Raw genomic sequence first — 15,447 nt, 5'->3', positions numbered from 1 at the left:
CGGGAGGGCAAAATTGCTTACATTCATAGCCACAACTGTACATACATGCACTACATCGACACGCGATTCCGGCCCCTTTTGGTCGCCGGACTTTTTCTCTTTTTTGCGGCGGGGCTGTCCGCCCAGTCTTCCGAGGGACTGGCCAGCTACTACGCCGACCGCTTCCACGATAAGCCCACCAGTACCGGAGAAACCTACAACAAAAATGCCCTGACGGCCGCCAGTAAGGAATATCCCTACAATACCCTCCTGCAGGTCACCAACGTGGCTAGCGGGAAGACCGTACGGGTGCGGGTCAATGATTGCGGGCCCCACCATCCCGACCGCATCATCGACCTCAGCGGGGCCGCCGGCCGCAAGATCGGCCTGCTCCGCACCGGCACCGCAAAGGTGAAACTGCGCGTCATCGAGATCGGCGACGACGGACCCACCTGCAACCGCGGCGCCTGGTCCCGCGCCGAACGCAAGCGGAAAGCGGACGCCAAGAACGGCCCCGTGCCCCCCACCGTGACCACCGTGGCCGTGACCCCGCCGCCGGCCGCCCAACCCGCCGCCCCCGCTCCCCCCGCGACCGTGGCACCCGCGCCGGCCGCCCCCGCCCTGACCGCGAAAGGGGTCGCTCCGGGCCGCCGCATCTTTGCCGACGACGCGCTGCTGTACGGCGTGCAGGTAGGTGCCTTCGGTAAGGAAAACAATGCCGCCACCCTCGTGCAGGCACTCAAGGACAAGGGCTTCCCAGACGCCTGGTCCGAACCCGCGGGCAAGGTATTTCGCGTCTACACCGGTCACTATTACTTCCAGGACGAGGCCCGCAACCTCCGCGACCGCGTGCGCCGCGCCGGATACGCCGATGCCGCCGTGCGCCGCGTGCAGTAAACGATCAGCTGCGCATGGCTTCCACCGGATCCATCCGCGCCGCCAGCAGGGCCGGGATGAGCCCCGCCAGGATGCCAACGACGGCGGAGATCACTACGCCCGCTAGTGCGTACACCAGGCTTAGGGTGATCTGAAAGGCCGGCAAAAATTGGTTGAGGATGGTGGTGATACCCAGTACCATCACCAGTCCGATCAGCCCCCCGAAGACGCACAGGATGACGGATTCGGTCAGGAACTCGAGCAGGATGATGTACTGCCGGGCGCCCAGGGCCTTCTTTACGCCGATGAGGCTGGTGCGCTCCTTGACGCTGACGAACATGATATTGGCTACGCTGATGGCTCCCACGATAATGGAGAACCCGCCGATGACCAACCCGATGATGTTGAGCACCCCGAAGATGTTGCCGAGGGCCTCGGTGGTCATGCTGAGTTCGTTGAGGGCGAAGTTGTCCACCTCCCGCGGCCGCAGCCGGCGGGCGGAGCGCATGATGCCCCGGACGTCGTCCTGCAGCTGCGCGATCTCGATGCCCGGGCGGGCCTTCACGGCTACCGTGCCGCCGTACTCACTCCGGTTGCCCATATTCATGTAGCGGGCGGCGTTGGGGTAGCCGACGAAGATGGCGTCGTCAAAATTCATGAAGTTGATCAGGTCCTTGGCAGAAGGGGCCAGCGTACCGATCACCTCGTACTTCCGGCCCTGCATCTTCACGGTTTTGCCGACGGGGTTAACGCCGCCGAACAGCTCCTCTACGAGGGTATTGCCGATGATGATCTTGTCGGAACCGGTGCGGTACTCCGCGATGGACCAATAGCGCCCCGCGGCGATCTCCATGTTGAAGATCTGGTTGATCTCGAAGGTGGAGGCGATCTCGTAGCCGCCTTCAACGGCCTTGCCGTTCCACTTCAGGGTGCGCTGCCCGGGTACGGTCCAGTAGGCAATGGTGCGGGCGGTGGCGAGGTTTTCGGTCAGGGACTCGTAGTCATCGTGGTCGGGGTAGGGGCGCTGCACGTACTCCCACCAGTCGTCGCTGTTGTCGCGCCAGGGCCACTTATCGACGTACACCACGTCGTCGCCCAGCTTGGAGAGGCTGCCGGATACGTTGTCCTGCAGCGACTGCACGGCCGACAGTACCCCGATGATACAGAAGATGCCGATGGAGATACCGAGCAGGGAGAGGAAGGTGCGCAGCTTATTGCCGGTCAGTTGCTGCCATGCCTGCCGCAGGCTTTCCGCCAGAACCTTGGAGAGGACCATAGAGATTTGCGTTGAACCGCTAAAGTAGGGCGGGGCGGGGCCGCGGGTGCCGGGGGATAGACGAAAAGCGCAGAATATCGGATGGACGCACCCGTTCCGGTTGGGATTGCCGGCAGCCAGGAGTAACCGCCGCACCACTTGGCAGGAAACACTTACCTTCGCGCGCTGTTTGATACGCAGGTAGACAACCAAAAAATACACGATAAAGGGATGAGGACCAAGCTTTCGCAATTCAAATTTGAACTGAACGACAAACTTATCGCCCGTACCCCAAGCAAGCGGCGCGACGATAGCCGCCTGATGGTGGTAAACCGGGCCACCGGCGAAATCGAGCACAAGCAGTTCACCGACCTCCTCGATTACTACAACGAGGGCGACAGCCTGGTCTTTAACAATACCAAGGTCTTTCCGGCGCGGCTGTACGGCCTCAAGGAGAAGACCCAGGCACGCATCGAGGTTTTCCTGCTGCGCGAACTCAACACCCAGGCCCGCCTCTGGGACGTGCTGGTGGACCCCGCCCGCAAAATTCGCGTCGGCAATAAGCTGTACTTCAACGACAAGCGCGGCAATAACCGCCTCGTAGCCGAGGTGGTAGACAATACCACCAGCCGGGGCCGCACGATCCGTTTCCTCTACGACGGTCCCAACGATGAGTTCACCAAGGAGCTGCACGGACTGGGCAACACCCCACTACCCAAGCTGCTCGAGCGGGAAGCCGACAGCCGCGACGCCGAGCGGTACCAGACCGTCTTCGCCAAGGAAGTAGGTGCCGTAGCCGCCCCCACCGCCGGCCTGCACTTCAGCCGCGAGACGCTCATGCGCATGGAGCTGGCCGGCATCAAGAAGGCCGAAGTCACCCTGCACCTGGGCTTGGGTACCTTCCGCGACATCGAGGTCGAGGACCTCTCCAAGCACAAGATGGACGCCGAGTACTTCCGGATCGAGCAGCCCGCCGTGGATACCGTCAACGCCACCAAGAAGGACGGCGGCCTAGTCTGTGCCGTGGGGACCACCACCCTCCGGGCCGTGGAGAACAGCGTCAGCGCCGAGCGGCTGCTGGCCACCAATGAAGGCTGGACCAACAAGTTCATCTTCCCCCCCTACGACTTCCACATCCCCGACCACCTGCTCACCAACTTCCACCTGCCCAAGAGCAGTCTCTTCATCACCACCTGTGCCTTTGGCGGCATCGACCTCATCCTGGAGGCGTACGCGCAGGCGCAGAAGGAGAAGTACAAGTTCTTCGCTTACGGGGATGCCATGCTGATTATCTAGAAGATCGCTGCGTTCGTGGTAGAAGCTCGCTTTGCTCGCGATAGAGACTTGCTGCGCTTGCGGTAAAGACTCGCTTTATTCGCATTAGAGACTCGCTCTGCTCGCGGTAGCGGCTCGCTTTGCTCGCGGTAGAGAAATTTACCCACAATCGGCGAAACCCTCTACCGCGCGGAGCGCCTCTTCCGGCGAAGCCTCTACCGCGCGGAGCGCCTCTACCGGCGTAGCCCTCTAAAAATCCATTCCCAGCGAAACGTGCAGCTTACCCGACTGCCGATTTCCGGTTTCCACACCCCAGCCGTAATCGGCGCGGATGAAGTAGCCAAAGAGGGTAGTGCGCACCCCGCCGCCGTAGCCGTAGACGATAGGTTCGCGGAAGCGGCGAACGCGGACGCGGACGGGACTGTAGCCGGAGGCGTTGCGGTCGGGATATTCGGTGATGTTGACGGGGTTGTCCTCGTCGAAGGGGTCCTTGCCGGCCCAGGCCGTACCGGCGTCGAAGAAGCCGACCAACTGGAAATCGCGGAGGAAGGCCGAGCGCAGGTTGCCGAACAGGTAGTTGAATACGGGGACCCGTAACTCGGCATTGGCCAGGGTGTAGGTGCCACCGTTGCGGATGTTGATGTCGAAACCGCGGAGGGGATTGGCCAGGTCCTGGAACACGAACTCCCCGGTCTGCGGCGTGGGGATGCCATTGTTGAAGTTGTTGATCACACTATTGTCGGCCCCGCCGAGGTAATAGAGGATCTTCTGCTGCCCGAAGTTGGTGGCCGCGGCCAGCCGGAAGGCCAGGACGCTGCGCTTGAGTATACGCTCGTAGTGGCGGGCATCGACACCGATGATTCCCAGGAAACCGGGCTCGAACTGACCGTCGACGCCGTCGTCGAAGCTGATGTTGAAACTCTTGAACACGTCGCCGTAAACCTTGTAGCGGGTACCCATGCGCAGGTTAGTGCCCAGGTTGATGGTGTTGTCAAACACGTACTCCAGGCGGAGACCTACCCGTTCCGTGCTGAGCGGTTCGGTGCGCAGGGCCGCGAGTTCCGTGGATAGGGTTTGTACCCGGTCACGCCGGATCGTGGCGGTGGCGCGCAGGCTGCGGAAGATATCCAGGGGGTAGCGCACGCCGTACTGGGCCATAAGGGTATTCTCCTCCACGAGCCGTGCCCCGTTGATGAAGGCGGAGTTCGGGTAGTTGCCCTCTTGGGTGCGCCGGTTCCGGCGGTAGATGGTGTAGATGCGGTCGAGACGGTGCTTCAGGTCCGAGCCGGTCAGGAAGTACTCCGTCCCGTTGAAACTCGTGGGAACGCGGATACCCCCCGTGATGCTGTAATTTTCGAGCAGGTCGAGGACGTTGCCCTTCACCAGGATACCGACCGGCTGCTGGGTGTAGCCGTCCGGGTTGGCAGCAAAGACGTTCATTCCGTTGAACAGCGGCTCGTTATCGACCGTGGTCTTCACGTAGTTGACCCGGAAGGTGGTCCGGTACGAGGTCACCCGCCCCGGGCGGAAGCGGTAAATGCGGTTGAGTTGGGGCACCGGCCGCTCGCCACGGAAAATGCTGGGTCCTGCGGCGGTACGGTCCGGACGCCGCGGCGGGCGATCGCCTCCGACCACGGTCAGGGGGGGGCGGCTACCGGTGGAGTCGGACGCGGGCGGGGGAGCTATAGTGGTCACGTCGGAAGGTGGGTCGGAGAGGATGTCTCCGGCCGGGGCCTCCTCAACGGGCGGCGGCGGTATGGTATCCTGAAAACGCGTCTGGAAGAGTAGCCCCGAATCGTCGTTCTCGATGGAGGGGTTGATCCGGTTCGGCCGCATCACGCGGTCGGGCGAGAGCGTGGCGGTATTCGTGAACCGCGGTACTACCTGTCCGGCGGCCTGGTAGCTGCGCCGGCGGTAGGCCGTAGGCGTCAGGTTGACCGTGCGGGTGGTGTCGAAGGTAAAGCGGCGAACGAAGGTCTCTCCCTCCACCAGATAGCTTTCCACACCTACGGGCAACTTGCTGCTGCCGTCGAGCATCATAATGTTGGTGTTGAAGTTGGTAGTGGCTTCGGTCACTGCCCGCTCCTTAAACACCGGATAAAGCGAGATCGAATCGATCAACATGGTATCGAGCGATTCGAGGGTGGAGTCCCCGTGCAGGACGATCTCCGTACCGTCGTTCAGGTAGATCGTCTGCTCATAGTGGTCGAGGTACTCCTCCAGGTGGGCCTGGTACCGGTTGTAGATACCATTGGCGTCGCTAAGGAAGGCAAAGTGCTCATCGTCGATAGGGGCGGGAGAACGCTCGTCGGCAAGTGGGGTATCGGTGACGCGGACCAGCTCTCCCGGCTTATTTTCCAGGTCGTAATAGAAAAGGTCGTAGTGACCGATCGGCAACAGGGTATCGAGGGTCTGGGGCAGGAGGGAGGTGTCCGGCCGGTTGCTGGCGAAGACGACGCCGCGCCGCCCGCGGACGTTTACCGGTACGGCATCCAGGTCATCCCAGAAGTCGTTCGTGATCTTCACCGCCTGCCGGGAAGCGGGGTAGTAGGTGTAGATGTCGCTGAAGCCGTCGGCCATCGCCGAGATGAGGAAGTTGGCCGGATCGTAGTACTTCATGCTGAGTACCCGGTCGAGGCGGATGCCGAGAATATCGGTGGTCGACTTTCCGGTGTTGAGGTCGTACAGCAGCAACTTGGGCTGGTCGCGGAACTCATACAGGATGGCCACCTCCTGGTTGGTGGGCGAAAAGTCAATGATCGGATAGTTGTAGTCCGTGGCCTGCAGCAGATTGCGCTGTCCGCCCTTCAGGAGGAGCTCGCGGTCGCCGGTGGTCACGTCCTGTAGGTAGACCCGGTACTTGCCGATCTCATTGAGCACGTAGGCGATCTTCTGCCCGTCGGGGCTCACCTTCAGCTGGGTAATCGGCAAGTGTTTCTTGTTCTTGACCGGCAACAGGCCCTCCGTCGGCAGGCTGCGCCCCCGGCTGTCTTCGTTGTACCGGTTGCGGTAGAACTCCTCCCAGTTGAACAATACGGTCTCGTAGTTGCTGCCGAGAACGTAGAGGAATCCGTTCTCCACGGACCGGTTGATCCGGGTGAGGTAGAGCAGGTTGGAGACGGTGGGCTTGCCGAGGTTCTCGGCGATGTAGTACCAGAACGAGTGGCCGGCCAGCCGCGGGTAATCCGCCGCCAGGTCGTTGAAGTCCTCGTACTCGCCGGTGGCCAGCAGGTCGCGGAGCTGATCGTCGAGCTCGCTGCTCCAGTCCTGACCCAGGTAGGCGACTAGTCCCGGCTTGAACCAGGTCGGCAGGTTGAGCAGTACCGCATTCTGTACCACCTCCTGCACGGTGGATCCGTAGAGCAACTGCTCGATGTAGACGCTGGCCATAGCCTCGCGTACCTGGCGGCGCAGGTCGGCGTGGTCGCCGTTGAAGTAGACGAAGGCCTTGTTGCCGAGGAACTTGGCCTCGGTACCGGAGATGTAGCTGGTGTTGGCGTTGAGCGACTGGTTACCCGTCAGCTCAAAGACTTCCTCGCTGCCGATATTGCTTTGCTTGACGTCCGTGATGTCGCGGTAGGTGATCAGCTGCACCTTCTCATTCATCCGGCTTTCCAGCATCTTCTGGATGTAGGCGAAATCGTACTCCGCCAGCTGCACGACGGCCTGACCGACCCCCTGGTTGTTACCGTACCAGTAGGTGATGAAGTTGTCGGATTCGTATTTCTCCCACTCGTCGAAGTCCTTGTGGTATTGCACACGGTTCTTGCCGAACTCCACGCGGGAAGTCTGGGCCGACAGGCCGGCCAACAGTAGCGACGATAAAAGAAGGGTCAGACCTATACGCATGAACGGAAGTTACCTGATGTGATCCCAAAACTAACGGTCCGCCCTACCAATATGTTAAGAATTGTTTGTCGGTCAGGTATGTAATATCTGATTAAGGCGCATCCTCGGTAGAGTAACCTTCACCAAGCCCCCCAACGATGTCCAACCTTAATCCCTTGCCCCCGCTGCTTTGCCTGTTTCTGTTTGCTGCCGCCCGGTTGCCCGCCCAGTCTGGTGGAATAGAAACCCGGTACGCCTACGACAACCAACACACCCGGCTGGCGGATCACCTTCCCCGTCCGGACTGCGGCTACCGTGGGATACCTGTCCTCCGACCTGACCAAATCGGCTACGCCGCTGGTGCTTCCCCCCCCGGCCGGGGAGCGGCCGGGGAGCGGCCGCAATACGGGGCGCAGTGGTTTACCTTCCCTGCGTGACCGCCGTACGCGACAGCAGCCCCTCACGTCCGTCCGGTCGACCAGGTGTACATCGGGCGGCGCGCACTCGATGCGTTGGTTGCGGTGGCTGATCCGGAGGAAAGGTCTGCGGTACTGTATCCCAACCCTACCTCCGGGAAAGTTTCCTGGGGCGGACGTGCGACCGGGTAGCACGCTGCGACGCCGGTGGGAGGTTGCTGCGGGAACTACGAAGTGCCTCAGAAGTCGATCTGGACGGCTTGCCCGCGGGGGTGTACCACTTGCGGGTGGCGGAGGAGGATCACGCCTTCACCGGGCGTGTGATCAAACAATGATCTACTTCTCCAAGTACTGCGCGACCATTTCCTGTACGACATCTTTGAGGTACATCTTGCGCTCCTTGGCTTCTTCCTTGAGGGTAAGAAGGTGGTCCTTGTTGAAGATCAGGGTCACGCGCTTGGTATCCGGCTTAGGCGGCTCGGTAGCGGCCTGGCGGTCCTCGTCCTCGACGGTGCTGCGGATCAGGTAGTCAAGACCGGTACGGCGGCGGGGCTGGCCGGCGGGGGTGGAGCGGCCGGCGGCGGCGCGCTGATCGTCGCTCAGGAAGACGTCGAGGTTCTGCGTGAAGTTCTTGCTGGAGATCTTCTTCTTGGCCTTCTTGGTCCGCACGGGCACGCTGACCTCTACCGCTTCCTCGTGGTCGGCGGTGTCGGTATCCGCGAGGTAAGGGTCCTCGAAGAGTCCGGATAGGTCGTCGGTGAAGCGTTTCTTGGCCATTGCTGGTTACTTGACGGGGGTCGTGGCGGGTTGGTCTTGTTTGCGCGGGCGGTTCTGGATGGGGTTCTCCGTCCGTGCGAGGATTTCCTTACAAACTTTGAGGTAATCCTTGGCGCCGTGGCTCGACCGGCTGTAGGTAAAAATGTCCTGCCGGTTGGCCGGGGCCTCCGCAAGAGAAACGTTATCCCGAATGTAAGTTTCGAAGAGCAGCGGGCCGAAGTACTTTTTTATCGTTTCCACTACGTCGCGGTTCAGCACTTTGCGCTGGTCGTACATGGTGGCAAGTACGCCGCTGATGTGCAGTTCCTTGTTGAGGCGCAGCTTCACCTTCTGAATGACCTGCTTGATCTTGGCCAGTCCCTGCATGGCGAGGAACTCGGTCTGTAGCGGGATGATCACCTGCTGGCTGCTGGTCAGCGCGTTAAGCGTGAGCAGGCCAAGGCTCGGCGGGCAATCGATGATGATGAAGTCGTAGTCCTCGTCAACGTTGGCGAAGAGCTCGCGCAGGATGAACTCCCGGCCGGCCTCGTTCACGAGTTCCATCTCGGCGCTCGATAGGTCGAGGCTGGAGGTGATCACGTGGAAGTTCGGCTTGATCTCGAAGGGGACCAGGTCCGACTCGCCCATCATACTCTCGTAGATGGTGACCGGCTGGCGGGGGATACCAAGGCTCAGGCTCAGGTTAGCCTGCGGATCGAGGTCCACGAGCAGTACCCGTTTTCCTAATTCGACTAGTCCGGCTCCGATGTTGATGGCGCTGGTGGTTTTTCCGACGCCGCCTTTGTGGTTCAGTAAGCTTAATACAGTTGCCATGCAAGGTGCTTGGTGTGGGCCGCAAGGTACGGAAAGTTGTTGGGTTGATGGTCGGGTTACGGGTTGTCGGAGTTCGGGTTGGTGGGCGGCGGGGCGCGGGTGCCGGGTTTTGCGGGAACCCGGAGGTGGATACGCTCTGGGCATACTCGCTTCGCTTGCTCTGGACAGGCTGGTCCGTGGGTTCTAGCAGGCGGAGCGGTATCATCCTTTGACAGCATTGGGTGTCTGATATTTAACCCAAAACTTTTGGTGGGCTAGCACAGCTCTCGCTGCGCTCCGGCACAGATGTGCACAGAGTAGCTTCGCTGCTGCCTCCGGCAACTTCCCGCAGAACAATAGGATTGCGCAGATTATTGGCGGGCCAACGGCCCACCCGTACACCCCTTCTCTAGGCTGTGTCACCTCTGTGAAGCGAAGCCTCAGTGGTTAACCTTCCTAAATCGCGCAGCGACGAATACCTGGGCCGCTCCCCCAAGCTCACTCCTCTACGTAGAAGCCCATCTTTCCCATCCCGTAGTCCCGCATCGCCTGCATGATCTCCGTCTGGTTGTTCATGACGTAGGGGCCGTGGCTCACGACCGGGGCGCCGATGGGCTGGCCGCCCAGGACGAGCACGCGGGCGGCTTCGCCCCCGGTGTTTTCCAGGTGGATGGTATCGCCGTCGTGGCGGAACTCAAGCAGGGTACGGGCGTCCTGCGGCAGCCCCGATTGGGTGGCTACCCCGCCGTCCAGCAGGTAGGCGGCAGCGTTATAGGTTTTGGGGATAGCAAGGTCCGTGGCAACCCCGGCCGGCAGCTCCAGTTGCCAGGCAAGTACGGATTCGTGGGTCTGCGCCGCACCCGCGACCCCGCCGTACGCTCCCGCCACGAGGCGGAGTACGCCTCCCCCGGGCAGCTCGACCGTTGGGATGGAAGCCGCCTTCAGGTCCTGGTAGCGGGGCTGGACCATCTTGTTGGCGGGGCTCAGGTTCACCCACAACTGGATACCCTCCATCGTTCCCCCCGTCTCCATAAATTCTCTACTGGCCCGTTCGCTGTGGATGATGCCCATGCCGGCCGTCATCCACTGCACGTCGCCGGCCCGGAGGTGCCCCGTATTGCCCCGGCTGTCGCGGTGGCGCATTCCCCCCTGGTACAGGAAGGTCACCGGCTCGAAGCCGCGGTGCGGGTGGGGCCCAAGGTCCAGGGGGTCGCGCCCGCCGGCCTCCACCGGGAAGGGACCGAAGTGGTGCAACAGGAGAAAGGGATCGATCTGGTCCACCCGCTGGGTGGGGAGGGGCTGGTGGACCGCGAAGGCACCCATATTCAGGGCGTGTGCGGGAAGAACGCGGGCAACGGTGCGGTGGCGCATGACTGAATTATTGTATCTACATCAGTAACACCCGTACCCGCCCGCGGTTGCCTGGGGACAGCCCTTGACAAATCGGCGATAAAGCCGTAGTTTCCGGGAGCTTTCACGTCGAACACTACCAACACAACCAACGATGCGCTTTCCCCCCCTGTACCTTCCCGCCCTGCTGGGCGCCTGTCTCCTCCTGGCCTCCTGCGAAGACGACGACTTGCCCGTCACCGGCGTCGACGCGGAAACCCTGGTTGAGGAATACAACGAGGGGCTCCCCGCCGCGGCTACGGTAGCCGACCGGGGCTTTGCCGCCGTGGGTGAGGTACGGGATGTAGAGGTGCACGAGGAGGCGGATGGTACGGAGAGCCTGACCTTTACCTTCGACCACCGCAAGTACGAGCGTACGTTCAGCTTCGACGCGGTTGGCGACATCGAGTTTCCCCAGACCATCGATCGGGCCAAGGTCGTTTACTTGGGCCACCAGATGATCGTCGTGGATCTGAACAGTGACTTCTACGTACACCTCCACGTGCCCCAGGCCGACGCGATCAACCTGCTCCCCGGGGTGCCCTACGTCGAGGGGGCGGAACTCGCCGCGGCTCCGACCGGCGATGCGGTCCGCTAGGCGTACTCCTCCAACCCGTCGCGCCAGTTCCAGATCACGAGCACCCAGTTGCGGCCGTCCGGGCTGCTGAAGCGGTCCAGCTCCTCGAAACCGATGCGTCGGTGGACGTGCAGCGAGCGGGTATTTCGCTCGTCGATGGCCGTTACGCAGTAGGGGAAGCGGGGGTGGTAGCAGCCGCGCAGGTACTTGTACATCCGGTCGGCCAGCTTTTGTCCGCGGGCTTCCTTGGCCACGCAGAGTTGCCCCATGATCAGGTAGCCGCTCTCTCCGAGGGGCTTGCCGCGGTGCTTGAGGTTGTCCTGCCGGGCGATGAGGGCGGTGAGGACGGCCACGTCACGGGAGAAATCGCGCGTCATAGCCAGACAGTAGCCTAGCACCTTACGGTCCCGCTGGGCAACCACGGAGGAGGCTGCGGCCGTCATTTTCTTGAGCAGGGGCAGGTCGTGGGTTGCCGTTACGAAACCCTGGGAGCTTGCGGTGTCCGCGTCGACGTGCTCGAGTACGTTGGCCTGTTGCAGTTCGAGGATCTGCTTAAGTTGGTAATCTTTATTGGCCAGGGTGACCTTCAGTGGTTTGTCGGGCATGATTTCTGAGTTGGTGGTGTAAAATAAAAAAGGATTGAAGCGGCGCGAGGCCCCTCCAATCCTTTTCGTCGGTCACGACCGGGTAGGTCTACTTACCGAGCAGTCGCTTGGCGGCAGCGACCACGTCCTTGGTGCCGAGGCCGTACTTCTCGAGCAGCTCTTCGGCTTCGCCGGATTCACCGAAGGTGTCCTTCGTAGCCACGAACTCCTGCCGGGTCGGCTGGTGCTTGCTGAGGCATTCGGCGATGGCACTGCCAAGTCCGCCGTACATGTTGTGCTCCTCACAGGTCACTACCGCGCCGGTCTTCTTGGCACTGGCGATGACGGCCTCCTCGTCGAGGGGCTTGATCGTGTGAATGTTGATCAGTTCGACGCTGATGCCTTCCTCCTCCAGCTGGCGGGCGGCCTCGACGGCTTTCCAGACCAGGTGTCCGGTAGCGAAGATCGTCACGTCGGTTCCCTCGCTGAGTTGCAGGGCCTTGCCGATCTCGAATTTGGTATCCTCGGGGATGAAGATGGGCCAGCTCGGCCGGCCGAAGCGCAGGTAAACCGGGCCTTCGTACTCCGCGATGGCCTGTACGGCGGCCTTGGTCTGGTTGTAGTCGCAGGGGTTGATGACGGTCATGCCGGGGAGCATGCGCATCATGCCGATGTCTTCCAGGATCTGGTGGGTGGCACCGTCTTCTCCGAGGGTCAGGCCGGCGTGGCTGGCGCAGATCTTGACGTTCTTGTCGCTGTAGGCGATGGACTGGCGGATCTGGTCGTAGACGCGGCCGGTGCTGAAGTTGGCGAAGGTGGTCGTCATCGGGATCTTGCCCGCGGTGGCCAGGCCTGCGGCTACGCCCATCATGTTGGCTTCGGAGATGCCACACTGGATGAAGCGGTCGGGGTAGGTGGTGATGAAGTCTTCCGATTTCATGGAGCCGCGCAGGTCGGCGGTAAGCATGACCACCTTATCGTTGGCGTCGCCGGCGGCCTTTAGGCCGGCGCCGAAGCCGTCACGGGTGGCTTTCTTGCCGGTGGATTTCAGTTTATCGAGGGTTAGCATACGCTAGAATATTCTTGGTTGATTGATGAAAATGGGCCGCTGACGGGCCGGGGTGCCGGGGCGGGCTAGGGTACGAGTTCCTCTTCGGCGGGGAAGTCGCCTAGGGTTTCCTCCAGCTGGCCAAGGGCGTCGATGGCCTGCTCCTTACTGGGGGCTTTGCCGTGCCAGTGGTGGGAGCCCATCATGAAGTCTACGCCCATACCCATTTCGGTCTGCATCACGATGCAGGTAGGCTGTCCGTTGCGTTTGGTCTGGCACTTCTTGAGGGTGGTGACCACTTCCTCCATATCGTTGCCGTTCATCTTCATCACGTCCCAGCCGAAGGCCTTGTACTTGTCGGCGAAGGAGCCCATGTACATCACGTCCTTGGTGGATCCGTCGATCTGTTGTCCGTTATCGTCCACGATGAGCACGAGGTTGTCGAGCTTCTTGTCGGGGGCGAAGAGGGCGGCTTCCCAGATCTGTCCTTCCTGCTGCTCGCCGTCGCCGGTGAGTACGAAGACCGTGCGGTCGTCGCCGCTCATTTTCTTGGCCAGGGCCATGCCGCAGGCTACGCTGACGCCCTGTCCCAGGGAGCCGGAGGCCACGCGTACGCCGGGTAGTCCCTCGTGGGTGGTGGGGTGACCCTGCAGGCGGCTATCGATGGCGCGGAAGGTCTTGAGCTCCTCCACGGGGAAGTAGCCGGAGCGTGCGAGTACGCTGTAGAAGACGGGCGAGATGTGCCCGTTGGAGAGGAAGAAGGCGTCTTCCCCCTCGGCCTCCATGTTGAAGGAGGGGTCGTGCTTCATTACCTCGAAGTAGAGGGCGACGAGGAGGTCGGCGTTACCCAGGGCACCACCGGGGTGGCCGCTCTGACAACCGTATACTTCGCGGATGATGTCGCGGCGTACCTGCTGGGCGATTTTCTTCAGTTCTTTAATGTCTGCCATAAAGTGGGTGTGATTTTGTGCGGTGCCGGGGCCGGCGGGGAAGCCGCGAATTTAAGTAGTTGTAAGGCATCGACCCGGGTTTTGTTTCCCGGGGGTGGCGCGCATTGGTCCGGTTTTCCGATTTCCCGGTGGGGTGGGGCGGCGGAGCGCGGGTGCGGGGGGGATTGGAAAATGAAATAGGCGGACCGGTTAGGGTCCGCCTACGCAGCACGTCCGAAGGGCGGTTCGGACGGCTTTTCTTGATGGGCTGACTGGAGCCGGGGGCCTACAGGCTGTCGATCCAGCTCTTCACTTCATCCTTGGTCTTGCCCAGCTTCTTCTGAAGGTTGCCCACGAACTCGTCGTGCTTGCCTTCCTGGTATTTCAGGTCGTCGTCGGTGAGCTGGCCGTATTCTTGCTTGGCCTTGCCCTTAACTTGGTTCCAGTCGCCGCGAATTTTATCTCCCTGTGCACTCATGATACTTGGATTTGGTGTATCAGTGCAAACGGGAGCAGCCCCGGCGGTGTTCGAACCCGTGCAATCTCCTCCCTTATGCAAGACGGTCGACTGCTGGCTGAGCTGCGGCAACATTACGGCACCTACCTGTCCGATTACCTCGACTGGGCCGAAGAGCGGGGGTACCCCGAAGCCAATACCCTGCTCAATTACCGGCGGGCCCTGATCGGCTGGTACGAGGCGCGGCTCCGCGAGGAGCGGCCCTATGCGGGCGACGTCTACCCCTACCTTACCACGGTAGCGGAACGGTACTTCGGCGGGACCGCCGATGCGGTGGCCGAGGAATTTCCTCTCGGCGACGAGCCCCTGGCCTACCTGCCGGAGCCGGTACACCTCGACGCGCGCGGCCAGCAGCTTCTGGCGGCTCTGAAGGCGGACGCCGACTGCCGCGACCTGCTGCTGCTGGCCGACTACCACCAGATGGAGGCCGGCGCAATCGCCCGGGCCCTCGACCGGGAGGGGGAGATCGACGAGCTGAGCGACCAGATCGACGCCTGCCGCTACGACCTCGAGGCCAGCGTACCGGGCGGCGCGCTGCTTTACCGCCCGGCCCTGCGGGTGGCCGGCCGCCAGGATCTGATGGAAACACTAGGCCGGGAAGAGCCAGAGCAAGAAGAGGACCCCGCACCCGCGCCCGCGCCGGAAACGGCTGATGTGCGCCTATCCCCGCGCCGTCGCCGCCGGACGCTGGGCCTGCCGACGCCGGCGATCGTGGTGGCGGGCCTGCTCACGGGCGTCCTGCTGTACCTGTTGTACGATACCTTCTACGCCAACGCGGCGCCGGAGGGGCTGTACGCCGATTTCTTCGATCCGTACCCGAATGTTTTTGAGACCACACCACCCGCCACCAGCGAGGAGCGTGATCTGGAGCGCATCCTGTACTACTACGACCGCGGCGACTACCGCACCGCCTACGACGAGTTGCTGCCCACCGCCGATGCCTACCCCGCCGCGCCCCTCTACCTGGGCGTCACCGCCCTAGAGCTCGGGGATCCGACCCGGGCGCGGGAATGGCTGGCGCGGGTAGAGGATCCGGGCCCCTACGCCGCCCCGGCCGCCTGGTACCGGGCGCTGGCGCTCCTTGCCGCCGGCGACCGGGCGCGGGCCACGGGCCTGCTGCGCGGCATTGCCGGGGAGGCGGATCATCCCTACGCCGACCGGGCCCGGGAACTGCTCGGGGCCCTGTAGCCGGGTACCGGCGTGCT

The 15,447-nt window shown here is 62.2% G+C and carries 13 protein-coding genes; 4 read left to right on the top strand and 9 right to left on the bottom strand.

Translation table 11 applies throughout. The features are described from left to right. Positions 1 to 45: 45 nt before the first annotated feature. Complete coding sequence (locus tag DQG19_RS21465; RefSeq protein ID WP_116125581.1) at positions 46 to 876, top strand: septal ring lytic transglycosylase RlpA family protein; 831 nt, start codon at positions 46 to 48, stop codon at positions 874 to 876. A gap of 4 nt (positions 877 to 880) precedes the next feature. On the opposite strand, the gene DQG19_RS07275 is transcribed toward DQG19_RS21465, so the two are convergent. Next, a complete protein-coding gene (locus tag DQG19_RS07275; protein WP_116125580.1) occupies positions 881 to 2,131 on the bottom strand; it encodes an ABC transporter permease in 1,251 nt (416 codons plus the stop codon). Positions 2,132 to 2,341: 210 nt separating this feature from the next. Between DQG19_RS07275 and queA the strand changes: the two genes are divergently transcribed. Next, positions 2,342 to 3,406 carry a tRNA preQ1(34) S-adenosylmethionine ribosyltransferase-isomerase QueA gene (gene queA, locus DQG19_RS07270; RefSeq protein WP_116125579.1) on the top strand — a complete coding sequence of 355 codons (1,065 nt, stop codon included), beginning with the start codon at positions 2,342 to 2,344 and terminating at the stop codon, positions 3,404 to 3,406. A gap of 228 nt (positions 3,407 to 3,634) precedes the next feature. Here the strand turns inward: queA and DQG19_RS07265 are convergent, their stop codons facing one another. From DQG19_RS07265 to DQG19_RS07245, 4 genes are all read right to left on the bottom strand, one after another. Beyond that, positions 3,635 to 7,234 carry a hypothetical protein gene (locus DQG19_RS07265; protein WP_116125578.1) on the bottom strand — a complete coding sequence of 1,200 codons (3,600 nt, stop codon included), beginning with the start codon at positions 7,232 to 7,234 and terminating at the stop codon, positions 3,635 to 3,637. Positions 7,235 to 7,965: 731 nt separating this feature from the next. Then, entirely contained in the window at positions 7,966 to 8,406 is a 441-nt protein-coding gene (locus DQG19_RS07255; protein WP_116125576.1) for a hypothetical protein, read from the bottom strand. Between the two features lie 6 nt (positions 8,407 to 8,412). Continuing rightward, positions 8,413 to 9,219, bottom strand: a complete 807-nt coding sequence (locus tag DQG19_RS07250) for a ParA family protein (RefSeq protein ID WP_116125575.1) — start codon at positions 9,217 to 9,219, stop codon at positions 8,413 to 8,415. A gap of 477 nt (positions 9,220 to 9,696) precedes the next feature. Then, positions 9,697 to 10,569, bottom strand: coding sequence for a pirin family protein (locus DQG19_RS07245; protein WP_116125574.1), 873 nt, complete (start codon positions 10,567 to 10,569; stop codon positions 9,697 to 9,699). Between the two features lie 133 nt (positions 10,570 to 10,702). Between DQG19_RS07245 and DQG19_RS07240 the strand changes: the two genes are divergently transcribed. Beyond that, complete coding sequence (locus tag DQG19_RS07240; RefSeq protein ID WP_116125573.1) at positions 10,703 to 11,185, top strand: hypothetical protein; 483 nt, start codon at positions 10,703 to 10,705, stop codon at positions 11,183 to 11,185. Here DQG19_RS07240 and DQG19_RS07235 read toward each other — a convergent pair. From DQG19_RS07235 to DQG19_RS07220, 4 genes are all read right to left on the bottom strand, one after another. Further along, positions 11,182 to 11,769 (bottom strand): GNAT family N-acetyltransferase, encoded by a 588-nt coding sequence (locus DQG19_RS07235; RefSeq protein WP_116125572.1) that lies wholly within the window; start codon positions 11,767 to 11,769, stop codon positions 11,182 to 11,184. The genes DQG19_RS07240 and DQG19_RS07235 overlap by 4 nt on opposite strands. Positions 11,770 to 11,857: 88 nt before the next feature. Further along, positions 11,858 to 12,817, bottom strand: coding sequence for a transketolase family protein (locus DQG19_RS07230; protein WP_116125571.1), 960 nt, complete (start codon positions 12,815 to 12,817; stop codon positions 11,858 to 11,860). Positions 12,818 to 12,882: 65 nt separating this feature from the next. After that, the gene (locus DQG19_RS07225; RefSeq protein WP_116125570.1) at positions 12,883 to 13,746 is read right to left on the bottom strand and encodes a transketolase; all 864 of its coding nucleotides are present in this window, start codon (positions 13,744 to 13,746) and stop codon (positions 12,883 to 12,885) included. Positions 13,747 to 14,011: 265 nt separating this feature from the next. Next, the gene (locus tag DQG19_RS07220; RefSeq protein WP_116125569.1) at positions 14,012 to 14,203 is read right to left on the bottom strand and encodes a CsbD family protein; all 192 of its coding nucleotides are present in this window, start codon (positions 14,201 to 14,203) and stop codon (positions 14,012 to 14,014) included. A 75-nt stretch (positions 14,204 to 14,278) separates the two neighbouring features. On the opposite strand from DQG19_RS07220, the gene DQG19_RS07215 reads away from it, so the two are divergent. Next, complete coding sequence (locus DQG19_RS07215) at positions 14,279 to 15,430, top strand: tetratricopeptide repeat protein (RefSeq protein WP_116125568.1); 1,152 nt, start codon at positions 14,279 to 14,281, stop codon at positions 15,428 to 15,430. Positions 15,431 to 15,447: the final 17 nt, after the last annotated feature.

The organism is Lewinella sp. IMCC34183 (assembly GCF_003390915.1).
GTDB lineage: Bacteria > Bacteroidota > Bacteroidia > Chitinophagales > Saprospiraceae > Neolewinella.
The sequence above is the reverse complement of the archived record's forward strand: the minus strand, read 5'-3'. Positions and strand labels throughout refer to the sequence as shown.

Coding starts and splice junctions, on each gene's coding strand:
- DQG19_RS21465 (WP_116125581.1), top strand. CDS start 46: ATGCACTACATCGACACGCGATTCCGGCCCCTTTTGGTCGCCGGACTT.
- DQG19_RS07235 (WP_116125572.1), bottom strand. CDS start 11,769: ATGCCCGACAAACCACTGAAGGTCACCCTGGCCAATAAAGATTACCAA.
- DQG19_RS07220 (WP_116125569.1), bottom strand. CDS start 14,203: ATGAGTGCACAGGGAGATAAAATTCGCGGCGACTGGAACCAAGTTAAG.
- DQG19_RS07250 (WP_116125575.1), bottom strand. CDS start 9,219: ATGGCAACTGTATTAAGCTTACTGAACCACAAAGGCGGCGTCGGAAAA.
- DQG19_RS07275 (WP_116125580.1), bottom strand. CDS start 2,131: ATGGTCCTCTCCAAGGTTCTGGCGGAAAGCCTGCGGCAGGCATGGCAG.
- DQG19_RS07230 (WP_116125571.1), bottom strand. CDS start 12,817: ATGCTAACCCTCGATAAACTGAAATCCACCGGCAAGAAAGCCACCCGT.
- DQG19_RS07245 (WP_116125574.1), bottom strand. CDS start 10,569: ATGCGCCACCGCACCGTTGCCCGCGTTCTTCCCGCACACGCCCTGAAT.
- DQG19_RS07240 (WP_116125573.1), top strand. CDS start 10,703: ATGCGCTTTCCCCCCCTGTACCTTCCCGCCCTGCTGGGCGCCTGTCTC.
- queA (WP_116125579.1), top strand. CDS start 2,342: ATGAGGACCAAGCTTTCGCAATTCAAATTTGAACTGAACGACAAACTT.
- DQG19_RS07215 (WP_116125568.1), top strand. CDS start 14,279: ATGCAAGACGGTCGACTGCTGGCTGAGCTGCGGCAACATTACGGCACC.
- DQG19_RS07225 (WP_116125570.1), bottom strand. CDS start 13,746: ATGGCAGACATTAAAGAACTGAAGAAAATCGCCCAGCAGGTACGCCGC.
- DQG19_RS07265 (WP_116125578.1), bottom strand. CDS start 7,234: ATGCGTATAGGTCTGACCCTTCTTTTATCGTCGCTACTGTTGGCCGGC.
- DQG19_RS07255 (WP_116125576.1), bottom strand. CDS start 8,406: ATGGCCAAGAAACGCTTCACCGACGACCTATCCGGACTCTTCGAGGAC.